The organism is Oleiphilus sp. HI0086 (genome assembly GCF_001635225.1).
Genome location: NZ_LWFZ01000750.1, coordinates 1 through 14919 on the forward strand (window position 1 = coordinate 1; position 14919 = coordinate 14919).

Consider the following 14919-nt stretch of genomic DNA (forward strand, 5'->3'; position numbering starts at 1 on the left):
CTTAACTGTTTTGACGTGATAATGCCGGTTTGCAGTAATATCTGCCCAAGATGCTGGTGTTGATAGCTTTTACTTTTTTCAAGTGACTCTACAAGCTGTTCACGATTTGCAATCAAGAAATAGGCTCCAAAACTAATTATATCCTTATTAGTTTAGTAGAAGATCGCCGCAAATGTGTATTCAAAGCACTTTGGCTTGAGCCGAGTCACTTTAGTGTTCATTTTCCAGCGCGGCTATCATTGCACAGAAGTAGCCATCATCTTTTAGTTGTGAATGGTCTTCTGTATTAGCTGAAATGACACTTGTCATATTATTTATCTGATCAAGTGGGCTTAAGGAAGCATGTTTAGCAATTGAAAGATCATCTGCTAGGTTCAACCAGTATATTTGTTCCAATGAAACAGAGTCACTTTCGTTCCACTCAACATAGTTAGCATAGTGGTCGAGTGAGATCTGCCTACCTAGGGTATCGAAGTTCATCAGGCTGTTTGCTTCGTTCATCGAATTCGCGATAAAGTCTGGAGCAATGCTGGATATCGACTTAAACTCGTTCAGTGCCTGTTGATTTACCGGTAAGCGGGCAATAAGGTCTTGTTCATACACCACTCTATGCACTCGGTTAGCGAGAAGAACTTGAGCTTTTTCAACCCACTTAGGGCTACCAACTTTGGGCGAGCCTGACAGGTAGACCTGATCAACGTGAATACCTTCTTGCTCGAAGCCTGCTGCACTTAGTTGCGCCAGTGCGCCGGCTAAGCTATGGCCAAATACCCATAGTTTGTTGCTTTGACCCTTTCGTGCTCTAACGCTTGCCAATAGCGATGCCCACTCTGAGCTTAATACTTGAGAGAAGCCGTGATGCGTTTTTTCACCTAGTGTAAAGCTATGTTCAAAATCGTCTGAAGTCCCATCGGAATTGTAAAGCCACTCCTTGTTACTATCCGTGTATCTATAGGTAATGAGCATTGTATCTTTATAATCAGCAAGCAATATACGCAGGTTGGTCTCTGGGTTGTCGATGATCTCTAAGTTGCGTAGCTGCCATTGTTGTTCAAACTCTTCAGCGGAAATAGAATTCTCTCCTAGCGTCGTAAGTGAAATCCAGGAGAGACTTAGAGCGTTGGCGAAATCGAAATGAGCTTTTTGGGTATCCAGGTATATTTCGGGAGGGACTTGTGTGCAATTGGCGGAGTCGAGTTGTTCAATAAAGGCTGAACGGGAAATATCCGCATAGGCTGAAAAAGATAAAGCCAAGCTGAAGGGTAGAATAATGGGCAAAGAAAGTAGCAACGACAAGATACTAAACTTCTTCATAGAGCTCCTGGAATTGAAACGGTTGTTTGAATGAGCGCGTATAATAGGCGAGCTAGTTATAATCTCAAGGAATTAGGCTCAGCTATTGCAATTGTTCACTAATTACACAAAGCTGTTACATCCTTCGTTATTTCCCAATATCCCTGCTATCCCACCAACGCTGGTCTACACTAAATAAAAACAATAATCAGTGGAGTAGTTGTGTGAGCAGCCCGATTTCAGATTTAAGCCCAAAAGCGCAAGCTATTGCGAAATATATTGATAATCTAAGCGATAACAAAATCGAAGTGCCGATGCTGCCGGATGTGGCAAACCAGGTTTTAGCTTTATCGAATGATCCAGATTCTGATGCCGCACAGTTGGCCAAACTCATACAAAGTGACCAGGCCTTGGCTGGCCATGTGATGCGCATTGCTAATTCAGCCGCATATACACCCAACGCCTCAATGGTTTCTCTGCAACAAGCTGTGGCAAGGCTCGGTCTGTCTCTGATTACAGAAATTGCTTTGGCAGCTTCTCTTAATACGAAAATATTTAAAGCGCCCACATACGAAAACCGTATTAATGAAATATGGGACCATGCTTTATGTACAGCCTTTTGGGGAAAAGAGGTTGCGCGAGTTGCCAAGAAAAATGTCGAAGCCGCCTTTCTATGCGGTTTGCTTCATAGCATTGGCAAACCGGTTATCCTTCAGACCATCTTTGACTACTCGGAATGGCATGACGTATCTATTTCATTAGATGAAGTAGGGGTAATCGAATCTGCTTATCATGTGAAATATGGCGAAGTCGTGGTCAGAAAATGGAAAATGCCCGCAATCGTTCAGGAATCTGTTCATTACTATGCTGACTATCAAAATGCCCAAAGCAATCGTGACCAAGCGATGGTGACTAATGGTGCTGCTAAGTTAGCTCAAGCAATGTTATCGGGTGAAGAAGCTGCGATAGATACAGCTTTGCAAGATACCGTATTTGCAGATCTGAATTTATATGAAGATGAATTGGAGCTTTTGAAGGAAAGACACGACATCGTGAAGAGTGGTCTGGAGGCAATTCGTTCATGAGACAAGTTGATGTAGTGATTATTGGTAGTGGTCCTGCAGGGCAAAAAGCAGCGGTACAGGCAGCCAAAGGTGGTAAGAGTGTCGCTCTTATAGAGCGGGATCAATGGTTGGGTGGTGCATGTGTACACAGAGGAACGATCCCCAGCAAGACGCTTCGTGAGAACGCCTTACGTGTTAAAAAGATGCGAGAGAATGCGGCCTTATGTCAGTTTGAATTAGCTGAAGATACCGAGATGTCGACACTGATCGACCGCTTGAATCGGGTATTGAAAGCGCACGACGGTTTTATGGTAAATCAGATTGAACGCAATAATATCGAACGTATTCACGGCCGGGCCAAGTTTGTATCGCCGAATGTTATCGAGGTAACAAAAGTGCGCGGCGAAGCTGAACAAATTGAAGCCAGTAGCTTTGTTATTGCTTCCGGCTCGATCCCTCGTAAGCCAGATAATATCCCTGTCGATCATGAAAATATTTTTGATTCTGACTCAATCCTAACAATGTTGTATTTGCCAAAGAGCCTCACTGTTCTCGGTGGTGGTGTTATCGCTAGTGAATATGCCTCTATCTTCCAGGCGCTTGGCGTTAAGGTAACAATGATTGACCGGTATCCTTTGCCTTTGGGCTTTATGGATGGTGACTTAACCTCCAAGTTTGTCGACTCATTTCAGGAAATGGGTGGCACATGGTTAGGTGAGAAGAACGTTGAAACTGTTGAGTGGGATGGCTTATCTGAAGTCATCACGCGATGCGATGACGGGACTATTGTTAGATCTGCGAAGCTTCTTTGTGCCGCTGGCCGCGTAGCAAATGTGAAGGACCTGCAGATTGCCAATGCTGGTTTGGAGTTAAATGAGTTTGGCAATATATCGGTTGATGATATGTTGCAAACCCAAGTCCCGCATATTTATGCGGCAGGCGATGTCATTGGCCCGCCATCATTGGCCTCGGCGTCAATGGAGCAGGGACGACGAGCGAGTTGTAATGCTTTAGGAATTGAAGTGGGTCCAATGAGTAAGATGATCCCCTCGGGTATCTATGGAATTCCTGAACTCTCGGCTGTTGGGATGACTGAGCAGCAAGCTAAGAAAGAGCATGGTGACGGTATTGTGATTGGTAAAGCCAATTTTGAAGAGATCTCTCGTGGTCAGATTAATGGAATACGTGATGGTATGCTGAAGATCATATGTGACCCTCAGGGCGAAAAGATTCTCGGTGTTCAGATCGTTGGCGAAGGTGCAACCGAGCTTATTCACATTGGTCAGATGGCAATGCTTTCAAATGCTGATGTCGATATCTTTGTCGAGAGCATATTTAACTTCCCGACACTAGCCGAAGCATACCGAGTTGCAGCCTTAGCAGTGATAGGCAAGCGCTCACAGCACAGTGATAAGTATTAGGACGTGAGCACAATGTTTGAAAGGAAGTTACCCGTCTTCAATTGAGTTGTTTTAGAGCAGGTAAGGAAAGTGTCACATGTACAAGTTTCGAGATCAGCTTCTACTTACTCTATTAGTTGTCGGCTTATTGCCTTCGCTGGTGATATCCTTTCAAACCTACCTTCACAGCAAGGCACAAGTTACTGAGTCTACCGTAGAAATTGCGCAGAAGAGCTTAATGCTCGTTGCTAATGGTCTTCAGTTTGAGTTTGACCATGGTGAGTCATTGGTGCAGGAATACGCTCGTTCTGCAGAGCTTTCTGGCCTTTAGTTCGAAACCTTCATGCCTTATCTAAAGCGTGAATTGACCTTCCTGAAACCTAAGTTTGAGAAGTTCATTATTGGTTTACCCAACGGACATTTCTATAACACTTCTGGTGCGAATCTGCTACAAGGAGGGATTCGAACCTTTGATGATAAATAACCAGACTCGAAGCCTAAAAATATTCGCTCTCGCGACTATTGGCAGGTGAGTATTCACCCTGAAGATCCTGATTCGCCTGAAGCCTATATTTCTAACTCGATGATCTCCTTTACGACGGGGGTTAAGCAGATTGTTATTGCGGCTCCTATTCAGGATAAAGGTAAGATAGTAAGGGGGATGTTGGGGCTGAGTATTCCCTGGGAATATATCCATGATCGGGTTCAAACCTTGGTTAAAGAAAGTTTTTCTGGTGTCCAGGGAAGTGCCAAGGTGATGCTGGTTGCGAATGACGGAACTTACTGGTATCACTGGGACGAAAATAAGATCATTCAACTATTACGTGATGATCAAGGCGACTTTGTCTTAAATGAGCAGGGTGAAAAGGCCGTCAGTAAGTACTCTATCCTAAATGAACATAACCCTAAATTAAACGCTCTTGGTAACGAGATGATCACGGGGAATGCCGGAATGAGGGCGCTTGATCTAGGAGGGGAGGCTCACCAGCCTATTCCTGGTAGTCGATATAGCATCGGTGTCGCGCTTGAAGACCACTTGATGTTAGCGCCTGTTAGAAAAACCTTAGAGAACACTTTCGTTATTTTGTTTTCGGCATTTATTCTAATTATTGCCGCCGGATTTTTCTTGGTAAAGTATTTTTCCCAGCCTGTTGCTCAGCTTCTCGACAAGATCTCCCGTTTGGCTGCTGGTGAGTCAGTCGATAGAAGCATTGTTACTAATACAGAAGAGCTCCAGGTTTTATCGAAAGCAATTTTTTCTCTTTACGATACCGTCGATACGCAGCGGAAGAAAATACGCGATAGCAAAGAGCTATTTTCACTTATTGTGCAGGGCTCGAATGACGGTATTTGGGATTGGGATATATTGGCTAATTCTCTGTATCTATCGCCTCGTTGGAAGGCGATTATTGGCTATCAGGATGATGAGCTTGAAAATGATACGAAGGCCTTTCAGAAACACGTTCACCCTGAAGATCGTCATCAAATAAATACGCTCTTTTCTGACCTTATCAAGGGAAAGGCTGACACCAGTCAGTGCCGTTTCCGAATGCTGAAAAAAGATGGCTCGTTGGTCACAATTTTGTCACGCAGTATGGCTGTTCGCGATGACAAGAAAAGAACCCTGAGAATTATTGGATCGAATACAGATATTTCTGATGTGGTCGCAAGAGAACAAGAGGTGATTGAACTTAATAAAGGCCTGGAGGGTAAGGTTTTACAGAGAACTGAAGATTTGGAAAGTGCGCTTAAAGAAGCTGAACAGGCAAACATGGCGAAGACTACATTCCTTTCCAATATGTCTCATGAAGTACGGACGCCTATGAATGGAATTATTGGCCTGACTTCACTGTGCCTCGAAACTGATTTAGATGACAAGCAGAGAGACTACTTGGAAAAAGTCATGCGATCTTCAGAAATGCTACTGAAGATTCTCAATGAAATTCTCGACTTCAATAGGATCGAATCGAATATGATTGAGTTGGAGGAAGTAGAGCTTGAATTGAGTGAGCTGGCTAGAAATATTGAGTCTCTAATGTTACCTGCTGCTGATCAGCAAGGAATCGCCTTTAAGGTAGTCTTGGATGAGGCTTTACCCGTTTATGTTAGAACGGATGAGCTTCGTTTATCGCAAGTCTTATTGAATCTATGCGGCAACGCAGTCAAGTTTACCGAAGAGGGTGAGGTGACTTTAGCGCTTAGCTGTGATGCTAAATTGGATGAAAGTGAAGGTCGGTGCGGTGTTCGGTTTTCGGTGAGTGATACCGGCATTGGTATTCACGATACGAAAGACTTGTTTATGCCTTTCAAGCAGGAAGATGCCTCTACGACCCGGAAATATGGCGGGACAGGTCTGGGGTTATCTATCAGCAAGAGATTGGTGGATTTGCTGGGAGGAGAGTTAAAGGTCGAAAGCCAAGTGGGCAGTGGCTCTACTTTTGAATTTACCTTGGATCTTCCTGTTGTTAAGGAAGCAAAGCTTGAGGTGAAAACAGTACTCGGCAAAGAGACAGAAAGATTGTTGAGAAAAGTTAAGGCGCCTGCTGATGTATGCGTGCTTTTGGTTGAAGATAATAAAATTAACCAAATGATCGCTGAAGAAATTCTTAAGAAAGCGGGTTATCAGGTTGAGATAGCGGATAATGGTGAAGAAGCTGTTGCCAGTGTTGAGGCGAAAGATATCGACTTGATCTTAATGGATATTCAAATGCCTATTATGGATGGCGAGCAAGCCTGTCAGATTATTCGGGAACAATTACGAAGGCAAGATTTACCCATTATTGCTCTTACAGCAAATGTTCTTCCTGAACAAACCGAACAGTATTTGAATCAAGGTTTTACTTCCTTTGTTGGTAAACCTTTTGATAATGCGGTCTTGCTTGAGACAATATCTAAATACACGGTTTAAGCAAGGCTGTTGGCAGCTGCCCTTAGCTTTGATCGCGTGATCGTTCCTCATTCCATTAGATTAAACTATTGAACGCTTCGAACTAAACGAATTGGCCAAGCCTGCTCTCTGGTGATGGTACCTGTTGCGCCATGTTTGAAGTCCACGAACCATGTGGCCGTATCATTGTTGTAGTCAGGTGACGCACTCCAGAGAAACTTGTTGGCAGTATTGGGGAAAACCGTCGCATTAATACTTGGCTCAACGCATTGGTCTTCTAGCAGAGAGGCTAACTCTGCCTGGTTGGGAAGGCGCCAATCGGCGTAGCCTGCAAAACCTCCTGTCGCGTTTATATTACGAGGGATCTGAAGAGCTCCTGACCAGTTCTGCTCGTTGAGAATGCCGGTATTACACTGAGTGCCACTTAAACCTTCCAAGCATTGTTTCCACATTAGTGCCGTGCTGGTATCGGTAATGGTGCCGTCTCCGTGAATAACAAATTGTGTTGCAGGCGTCGTTTCGGCAATGGTATCGCTACTACATTCCTGTGCCAGGACAGGAAGTGAAAGCAAAGAGTGTGTTAGAAGCCCTAAGCAAATATATTTATTCATAACCACCTCTTACTAGTCGTACCTGGTTTACATTGCGTTTATCGAGGCTATAAGAGTTACCATGAGAAAAATTTACTCCCCAGGCACTGCTTGTACCGAGTGCAAAAGGGCTAGATGTCCAGGTTAAGGCTGCATTGGAAGGGAAGTAATCAGTATCGAGCATGGGTTTAGCATTACCGTAATCAACGATACTGAGCAGCTCTTTGCGATTAGGTAGTCGCCAGTCGGCATAGCCACACCAGCCGGCTTCATTCATACGGTTAACAAAGGCTTCGGTGTTGCAGTAGCTAGCCGGTTCGTCTTCGTTATAGGCAAAACATTGCTCTCCTCTGCTATCTGCAAAACCTTCCGAACCACCGTTTGAGCTTGCGTCAGTATTGTACCAACTGTAACGATCATCGGCGTCATTTAAACCTTCGTCTCCTGGTGTTTCGTTGCCTTCACTTTTTACTTCCCACATTAAGCCTGTGACAGAGTCTTGAACGCAGCTCCATTCAGCATCTGAACTATCCGTTTCAACGCCATCCTCATCGAACTTTAAAAAGCTGAAGCCTGCACGACCATCGCTATCATCGTTATGTGTTAGCTCCCGACCTAAGGAACAATCCTGTTGGTCGATGGCTTCCCCGGAACAGTCTAGGTTATTGCCGCTAGGGTAGCTTGCTCCCCAGGTAATACCGGTTCCATTTACGCGAATATTAGTCGCCGGTATTGGGCCGACCACGACATTAACCAGGTCCGGTTCTGAATCGAGTTGGCCATCGTTAACCACTAATGAAAATACCAATCTTCCATCAGTGTGAGCTTCAAATACCGGGTTAGCATCTGTCTCATCACTTAAGCTTACTTCAGGGCCGCTTATTTGAAGCCAGCTATAACTTAAGGGGTCGTCTTCAGGGTCGAGGCTTCGGCTGCCCTTTAGTGCCACAATAGAGAGACTGCCAACATATCGGTCGACACCGGCGTTGGCGATAGGAGGATTGTTTGCAGGCATCACTGAAATATTCGTGAATGAGATTTCCGAAGATAGTTCACCGTCATTGACAATAAGTGAAAACTGCAATTCTCCACCCTCCGTTGGCGCCACGAAGCTGGGTGAGACCAAGGTGTTATCATTCAGTTCAACGTCTGGCCCTGCAGTTTGTGACCACTCGTAAGTGAGCGTGTCATTTTCGGGGTCGTTGCTTTGGCTTCCATCCAGTGTTACAGAATCTCCGCCTTCAGTGCTTTGAGATAGGCCCGCATTGGCGAAAGGTGCCGAATTGGCATTGCTGACACTGATTACCACTTCGTCAGCCGCAGAATTTGCTTCGCCATCACTGACTACCAATGAGAAAGTCAGGATAAGGGTGCTAGTCGAATCAGTTTCAGGTGCCTGGAATTGTGGTTGTAGTTCTGACACCGAGCTTAGAATGACGCTTGGGCCACCTGTCTGACGCCAGGCGTAACTTAAACTCAGGTGCTCACTATGAGTACTTTCACTGGCATCTAGTGAAACCAATGTATTGCTTCTGACTGTTTGGTCAGCGCCTGCGTGAGCGACCAATGCAGTGCTGATAGCTTGAACAGAAATAATAATGCTATCGCTTACAGAGTTTAACTCGCCGTCATTGACGGTTAGGCTAAGCTCAATTTCGCCACCATTTTCCGGTGCTATGAATGAAGCTTGAGCTTGCTCTGAATCTAGAACTGTAACCACAGGGCCGGAAACCTGTTGCCAGGTATAGCTCAGGCTGCTTCCTTCCGGGTCGGTGCTATTTGCGCCGCTAACGACGACAATGTCATTCCCGTTTGCTTGTTGGTCAGGGCCCGCATCGGCCATAGGGGGTTGATTAGTATTGATTGCAGTGACTGTAATACTCACCTCATCAGTTTCGGAGCTTTCAAGACCATCGTTAACATGCAAGGAAAAGACGTAGTTAGCGTCAATATTGGGTGCAACAAAGCTGGGAAAAGCGATGCTTGTATCATTGAGTGTTATGCTTGGGCCGCTAACTTGAGTCCATAAATAACTTAGCGTGTCGCCATCAGAATCAAGACTTTGAGAACTGTCCAGCGTGACCAAGCTGTTCCCGTTAGCGTTTTGGTCATCACCTGCATGGGCGATAGGCTGTGTATTTGAGGTCTGTGGGTCAGAACCGTTGTCAGGGTCAGAACCGTTGTCAGGGTCAGAACCGTTGTCAGGGTCAGAGTCGCTGTCAGGATCAGAACCGTTGTCAGGGTCAGAGCCGCTGTCAGGATCAGAACCGCTGTCAGGGTCAGAGCCGCTGTCAGGGTCAGAGCCGCTGTCAGGGTCAGAGCCGGTGTCAGGGTCAGAACTGCTATCAGGATTAGAGTGGGTGTTGTTGTCAGCTTGTTCTAGTACAGTTACCGTGACGGTATCAGGGACAGATGAGTTGATCCCGTCGCTAATGTGTAACTGGTAGCGCAGGGTTGTACTTCCGTCAGGGGCAATAAAGCTCGGTGAGTCATCTTCGTCTGAGCTGAGTTCCACGAAGGGACCGTCAACCTGAATCCACTTGTAGTTTATATCGTCTTCGTCTGGGTCATGGCTGGCAGAACCGTCTAAGGTCACTAATTGTTTTTCGGTGACCGTCATGTCTTCACCTGCATTGGCTACAGGTTGATGATTTTGGGGCGAAGATTTGCCAGACGAGCCTCCATTACAGGCACTGAGTAATAGAACTAGCGGCACTATCCAGCATCGTTGTAGAAAAATTTTCATGGCAGCTATACTAAAGTGTCAAAGGTATATTCAAAGCGCTGTCTAAGGTTTTAGCGCGATTACCAGCTAGGGAAGCATTAAATGGGCCAAAATTTATGGTGTCTTCTATAATCTATTGAATAGCAATGATTATTGGTCTCTCAGACTCTGATAGTATGGTTTTTGGGATACCGTACAGACTTCTTTTTGCCGACGTAGCGGCAAATGTTTTCACTTATCTAAGGCTAACTAAATGGAACAGCACTTACTGGCGAACCTAGAGTTATTTATCGCTTGTTTATCCTTTATTGTTATAGGTGGTCTGGCTTATTTTCGAAAGCTATACCTTGGAAAGCTAAGTGATGAACAGAGCAGATACTCAGCTCTAGAAAGTGATAAGGCTCTTTTGCTGGAACGTTTAGAGGCTCAAGGTGAACAGTGTTTAAACTTACATGACGAGCTTCAGTCGTCCAGGCTTCAGGTGGTTGACTTGAATCGAAATAATGCCCGTCTAGAGGCGGTTATTGAAGAGCGTGATCGCGCAATGATTCAACAGAGAGAGCAATTTGAGTCTCAGAAAAAATCACTTCAGTCAGAGTTTGAGAATTTGGCGAACCGCATCTTTGACGAAAAGGGAAAACGCATTACCAAGGATAACCAGTTGTCTATCGAAGGCGTGCTAAAACCTTTTAGAGAACAAATTACCGAGTTCCGTCATCGGGTAGACGGTATCCAGAAGGAAAATCATGAATCGGCTGGTAGTCTAAAGAAGGAGTTGGAGATTCTGCGAAACCTTAATGCGCAGATGTCTCAGGATGCCCAGAACCTGACGACTGCACTCAAAGGCGATAAGAAAACCTTGGGTAATTGGGGCGAGGTGCAACTAGAAAGAAGTTTACAGGTCGCCGGATTAGTAAAAGATCAGCATTATCGGACGCAGGTTCACCTTAAAGATGACAAAGGGCGAGCGTATTTTTTAGATTTTTTAATAGACCTGCCAGACAATCAGCATTTGATTATCGATAGTAAGGCCTCATTGGTGGCGTATGAATCTGCTATTTCGGCTGAAACAGAAGCTCAACGCGAATTAGCGATGAATAATTATATTCAAGCATTGAGAGTGCATGTTAAAGAGCTATCAGAGAAAAACTACAGTCGTCTTAAAGGAATTAACTGCCCAAGTTTTGTCTTGATGTTCTTGCCATTGGAGGCCGCATATATAGAAGGGCTTAAGCATAGTCCTGAGCTTTATGAAGAAGCTTATCGCGAAAATATTATTCTAGTTTCCCATACAACGCTTTTACCGATACTAAAAACCGTTTCAAATATCTGGCGTCTTCAGAACAGCCAAAATGATGCATTGGCCTTAAGTGAAAAAGCGGGTGAGATATACAACCATGTGTGTGTTGTGGCAGAGAGGCTGCAGAAACTGGGTGGCAGCTTGCTTAGCTCGAATAATCACTATAATAACGTACTTATATCGCTTGTCGGACAACAAGGCCTTCATGGGAAAGTGGAACGATTTCAAGAAATGTCAATTGAAGCGAATAAGCGTATGCCTCAATTGGAACCTTTAAATAAGGATGTCGAACTAGAGCGCCTGGATCGTGTTCTGTTAGATGGTTTGCCTGAAGGTAGCAAATAAAAACCTGAAATAGATGAAGTTTGTTTAATAAGTAATCTGCTTTAGATCAATTTTTTTACATGTAAGTGAAAAAAGTTCGGTTTTCACCCATGACCTATTGTCTAGTTTTTGATAAAGTGCATTTGGATATATTTTAGTCATCGGTAGTAACTATTAGCTATATAAAAATAAGACTTGTACTCGTGAGCTTGATGATCTAACGCTAGCAACTTGATTGTCGGGCTTTCTAGACCTTATAGAAAGGGAAGATGATGTTCATGAATTCACTTATCCACTTGTTTGAGGCGACTACCCTCATTTTAGTGGGGGTTTTGATTGTTCAGGTTTATCGCTGTTATCTGAATTCTACTCGCATGGAACGAGCTCAGAGCGAACTGTCTCAGGTCGAGACTTCTGCGCGCAGAATGAGTGTGCGAATCAATATATCCTCTTCAAGTCAGGGGGCTTCCCCGAAACCTCAGTTATTGGTCGCTGAGCAGGACATGAGCTCTGCAGGCACTGAGATTGTAGATCATTGTTCAGCAAGCGCCTCAGATAAGAATGATGACGATGCTCCCTTAAGCTCCCAAGAAGCAAATTCTAACGGTCAGATCTTGAATGATTATATTGGTGAGTTCTTTTCAGAGCCTGCCCAGGTTGATATTCAGGCGTATAAGCGTCCAATTGAGCAAGAAGTGTCGTCAGCTAAAGAGACGCTTGAACCTGAAGATCTGCCTACCGTTCAATCACTTGCATCGTCGAAAGGGCTTGACCAGCTAGTGCCCGAGAGTGAGAGTGATGAGGTGATTGTTGTTGAATCACAGACCAAAATCACGCCAGTCATTCTTGATGAGGGCGTAGCGGAACCAGATAACTTACCTGTGTTAACTGAAATGGCCTCTATTGAGGAGCTTGTAGAAGACGATAGTATTATTACGGTTGGGCCTGAAAGTGACAGTTCGGACCCTAGTGATAAGGTTATGTCTGATAAAGTTGTACACGCTATGTTGGACGAGGCACGCCTCGTATGCGCTTCGTAGTTTAGCTTACTTCCTAGTCTCTGCATCTTTTCTGCTTTAGTCAGCTTTTGCAAAAGCTTGAGAGTGTTTTTGCTCTTGTACTCGTCCCCTGAACCGTTTTTCATTGCGTTAAAAACAAAGATTTGCTTGGTGGTAGACACTAAGGATCTCGATCTTTGCTATGCTATCTATGCGTGACAATAAACTTGTATGCTTTGACAGGGTCATCAATGAGAAACTTATGTTTGTTTTTATTTTTATGCTTGCAGGTAGGGATTGTAAATAGCTCAGGTTTGCCGCCAGAGCATGAGGTCGAGCGTCTTTTGTTGGCCTTAAAGGAGTCGGTGGAAAATGGGAACTGGGAGCATGCGACGAGTCAGCTAGTACTTATGCGTAAGTTAGACGTGCCGCAACCGCTTGAGTCTCATTATTTCGAGGGTTTGGTTAAAATCCGCAAACAAGAGTTTCACAGTGCGCGTCAGGTGCTTGAACGCTATGTTATTAGTTCAGGTAGTCAGGGGCAGTTCTATGAGCAAGCTTTGCGCTTGATAACAGAAGCTGAAGAGGCAGAGAAAAGCCTTGAGGGCTCAGGACAAAAAAACAAAACGTCTATAGAAATGGTGGAATTGCCCCAAAGAGACGGCTATATAAAATCACTGCAAGCCTTATATTTAACACAGGATCCGGTTGAAGCGCTAAGCATGCAGATAAATAGTCTCTTGAATGCGCATCCCTATACAGGCTCTAGGATCAAAAAAAACGGAGTAAAAGAAGGTTTGGTGTATCACCTTGGTGTGGTGAAAGGTGGAGTGACCCTTCAGGAAAAGAGCTATCAAGATGGTGCCCCGATGCTAAGTGCAACAAGCTTACAGGTTGCCGGGTTAGATCCTTTTATTGGCGCCGGTTGCTCAAGTCTAGAATATGCTTGTTGGTTGCTTCATCCTTCGGATAAGCACCAACGCTGGATCAAAATAGATTACGATGAAATGGTTGTGGATGAGCTTCGGGATGCAATGACGAAGTTGCTACAATCTTTACAGCAAGATTTATAGCAACTTTCAAGGCCCTCTATAGATGACGAGCTCTTATCACTGAAAGTAAATAAATGCAGTGATAGCGGCAATAGCAATGATCGAAGCAATGATGATTCCTGTCATTGAGCTGCTCTTGTTTTTATTCGTGGGTTTACTATCTCCCGATATCCATTCTTGTTTGCCGTTCGAAGCCAATCGTTTCTTTGCGGCTTTGGGTTTCGGTTTTGCTGTCTGTTTTGGTGCCGGTTTCTTAACTGGCTTCTTTTCGGGTTGTTCTATCTTTGTCGACAAGCGCGAGCTGGATGTCTTTTCAGTGCTTGGCGGGGTGCTGTCAGACGCACTGCGAATAATCGTTTTGTTGGGGTCGTGAGCCGGTCCGTTTACTTCGAAGGTTAATACGTCCAGCTTGATTTTGTCGCCATTTTTAACAGCTGATTGTTTTACTTGTCTACCATTTAAAAAGGTGCCGTTGGAGGAGTCGAGATCTTCCATGTATAGCTGGCCACTTTTAACTTCTAATGCTACGTGCTTTCTGGAAAGGTGTTCCAGAGGTAGCGTTATGTCGCAGCTTGGGTCTCGACCAATAACGACGCGTTTATTGATGACAAAACGGCTTTGGTCTAGCCAGCTTGCGCTAGAGTAGATAGACCAACCCGCAGAGTAGTTTGTCGTGGAACCTGCATTGCTCTGTTCATTCACAGACTTTGGGTCGATTAGTTCCAGTTCAATAGAGCCAATGGTGATGACGTCTCCAGCTTTGAGGCTTGTATTCGTCGCGACAGGCTTATCATTGAGTAACACGTTTGAGCTCGACGAGACATTATTTAGGCTCAGTTTTTCTTGTGTGTTGGTAATTTGGATATGATGGTCGAGAATATCTTTCTCGTTTATCATTAGGCTGTTGTCCGCAGCTTTACCGATCGTAAAATTCTGATCAACTAACCATACGGACTCTCTTCGGCGATCCCTGAACTGAAGCTTAAGCATAGAACTCTTGTACTCGTTTATTGACTGGTGATAAGTATTAAATTTTCCACGTTATGTTGAGTATAGTCTTAAGTTCCAGCTCTTCGAATTTTCCCCTTAAGATTTATGTAACTGATTGAAAAAATAATATACGAAATAGAAATTTAGTATTTTCAGGTGCTTAGTCTTTGTGAGCTGGCTATACTGAAGCTAAGGAAAACAAAAAATATATGCCATAAGCTTCGGATAACTACGGAGGCTGTGTGGTATCCATAAAGTAATAAGGTGTGTACTGACCCATCATGTTGAAATCAACC

At 44.4% G+C, this 14919-nt stretch carries 12 protein-coding genes; 8 read left to right on the plus strand and 4 right to left on the minus strand.

All coding sequences use genetic code 11. The annotated features are described in order from the left end of the window. Positions 1–210 precede the first annotated feature (210 nt). Positions 211–1314 (minus strand): lipase family protein, encoded by a 1104-nt coding sequence (locus tag A3756_RS12710; protein ID WP_068511852.1) that lies wholly within the window; start codon positions 1312–1314, stop codon positions 211–213. Positions 1315–1517: 203 nt separating this feature from the next. On the opposite strand from A3756_RS12710, the gene A3756_RS12715 reads away from it, so the two are divergent. The 5 genes from A3756_RS12715 (at position 1518) to A3756_RS12730 (ending at position 6665) form a co-directional block, all read left to right on the plus strand. Further along, entirely contained in the window at positions 1518–2378 is an 861-nt protein-coding gene (locus A3756_RS12715) for an HDOD domain-containing protein (RefSeq protein WP_068553621.1), read from the plus strand. After that, entirely contained in the window at positions 2375–3778 is a 1404-nt protein-coding gene (gene sthA / locus A3756_RS12720) for a Si-specific NAD(P)(+) transhydrogenase (RefSeq protein ID WP_068511859.1), read from the plus strand. The genes A3756_RS12715 and sthA overlap by 4 nt, the downstream gene beginning before the upstream one ends. A 76-nt stretch (positions 3779–3854) precedes the next feature. Then, the gene (locus A3756_RS12725) at positions 3855–4088 is read left to right on the plus strand and encodes a hypothetical protein (protein WP_068511862.1); all 234 of its coding nucleotides are present in this window, start codon (positions 3855–3857) and stop codon (positions 4086–4088) included. A gap of 12 nt (positions 4089–4100) precedes the next feature. Continuing rightward, the gene (locus A3756_RS26690) at positions 4101–4241 is read left to right on the plus strand and encodes a hypothetical protein (RefSeq protein ID WP_156490449.1); all 141 of its coding nucleotides are present in this window, start codon (positions 4101–4103) and stop codon (positions 4239–4241) included. 45 nt (positions 4242–4286) lie between these two features. Beyond that, the gene (locus A3756_RS12730) at positions 4287–6665 is read left to right on the plus strand and encodes an ATP-binding protein (RefSeq protein WP_068553622.1); all 2379 of its coding nucleotides are present in this window, start codon (positions 4287–4289) and stop codon (positions 6663–6665) included. A gap of 65 nt (positions 6666–6730) precedes the next feature. On the opposite strand, the gene A3756_RS12735 is transcribed toward A3756_RS12730, so the two are convergent. Together A3756_RS12735 and A3756_RS12740 are read right to left on the minus strand one after the other, a co-directional pair. Continuing rightward, positions 6731–7255: a DUF1566 domain-containing protein gene (locus tag A3756_RS12735; protein WP_068511867.1), complete on the minus strand. Its 525-nt coding sequence runs from the start codon at positions 7253–7255 to the stop codon at positions 6731–6733. Further along, on the minus strand, positions 7248–9980 hold the full coding sequence (locus A3756_RS12740; protein WP_082865241.1) for a DUF1566 domain-containing protein: 2733 nt from the start codon (positions 9978–9980) through the stop codon (positions 7248–7250). Before A3756_RS12740 ends, A3756_RS12735 begins: the two co-directional genes overlap by 8 nt. A gap of 232 nt (positions 9981–10212) precedes the next feature. Between A3756_RS12740 and A3756_RS12745 the strand changes: the two genes are divergently transcribed. From A3756_RS12745 to A3756_RS12755, 3 genes are all read left to right on the plus strand, one after another. After that, positions 10213–11604 (plus strand): DNA recombination protein RmuC, encoded by a 1392-nt coding sequence (locus A3756_RS12745; protein WP_068553624.1) that lies wholly within the window; start codon positions 10213–10215, stop codon positions 11602–11604. Between the two features lie 257 nt (positions 11605–11861). Next, complete coding sequence (locus A3756_RS12750) at positions 11862–12623, plus strand: hypothetical protein (protein ID WP_156490450.1); 762 nt, start codon at positions 11862–11864, stop codon at positions 12621–12623. Positions 12624–12832: 209 nt separating this feature from the next. Then, positions 12833–13654, plus strand: a complete 822-nt coding sequence (locus tag A3756_RS12755) for a hypothetical protein (RefSeq protein WP_068508401.1) — start codon at positions 12833–12835, stop codon at positions 13652–13654. A 36-nt stretch (positions 13655–13690) separates the two neighbouring features. Here the strand turns inward: A3756_RS12755 and A3756_RS12760 are convergent, their stop codons facing one another. Then, on the minus strand, positions 13691–14623 hold the full coding sequence (locus A3756_RS12760; protein ID WP_068508398.1) for an FHA domain-containing protein: 933 nt from the start codon (positions 14621–14623) through the stop codon (positions 13691–13693). Between the last annotated feature and the right edge of the window lie 296 nt (positions 14624–14919).

Bases quoted from the DNA above. Each gene is read 5' to 3' on its own strand.
- A3756_RS12710 (WP_068511852.1), bottom strand. From the start codon at position 1,314: ATGAAGAAGTTTAGTATCTTGTCGTTGCTACTTTCTTTGCCCATTATT.
- sthA (WP_068511859.1), top strand. From the start codon at position 2,375: ATGAGACAAGTTGATGTAGTGATTATTGGTAGTGGTCCTGCAGGGCAA.
- A3756_RS12725 (WP_068511862.1), top strand. From the start codon at position 3,855: ATGTACAAGTTTCGAGATCAGCTTCTACTTACTCTATTAGTTGTCGGC.
- A3756_RS26690 (WP_156490449.1), top strand. From the start codon at position 4,101: ATGCCTTATCTAAAGCGTGAATTGACCTTCCTGAAACCTAAGTTTGAG.
- A3756_RS12735 (WP_068511867.1), bottom strand. From the start codon at position 7,255: ATGAATAAATATATTTGCTTAGGGCTTCTAACACACTCTTTGCTTTCA.
- A3756_RS12740 (WP_082865241.1), bottom strand. From the start codon at position 9,980: ATGAAAATTTTTCTACAACGATGCTGGATAGTGCCGCTAGTTCTATTA.
- A3756_RS12745 (WP_068553624.1), top strand. From the start codon at position 10,213: ATGGAACAGCACTTACTGGCGAACCTAGAGTTATTTATCGCTTGTTTA.
- A3756_RS12750 (WP_156490450.1), top strand. From the start codon at position 11,862: ATGAATTCACTTATCCACTTGTTTGAGGCGACTACCCTCATTTTAGTG.
- A3756_RS12755 (WP_068508401.1), top strand. From the start codon at position 12,833: ATGAGAAACTTATGTTTGTTTTTATTTTTATGCTTGCAGGTAGGGATT.
- A3756_RS12760 (WP_068508398.1), bottom strand. From the start codon at position 14,623: ATGCTTAAGCTTCAGTTCAGGGATCGCCGAAGAGAGTCCGTATGGTTA.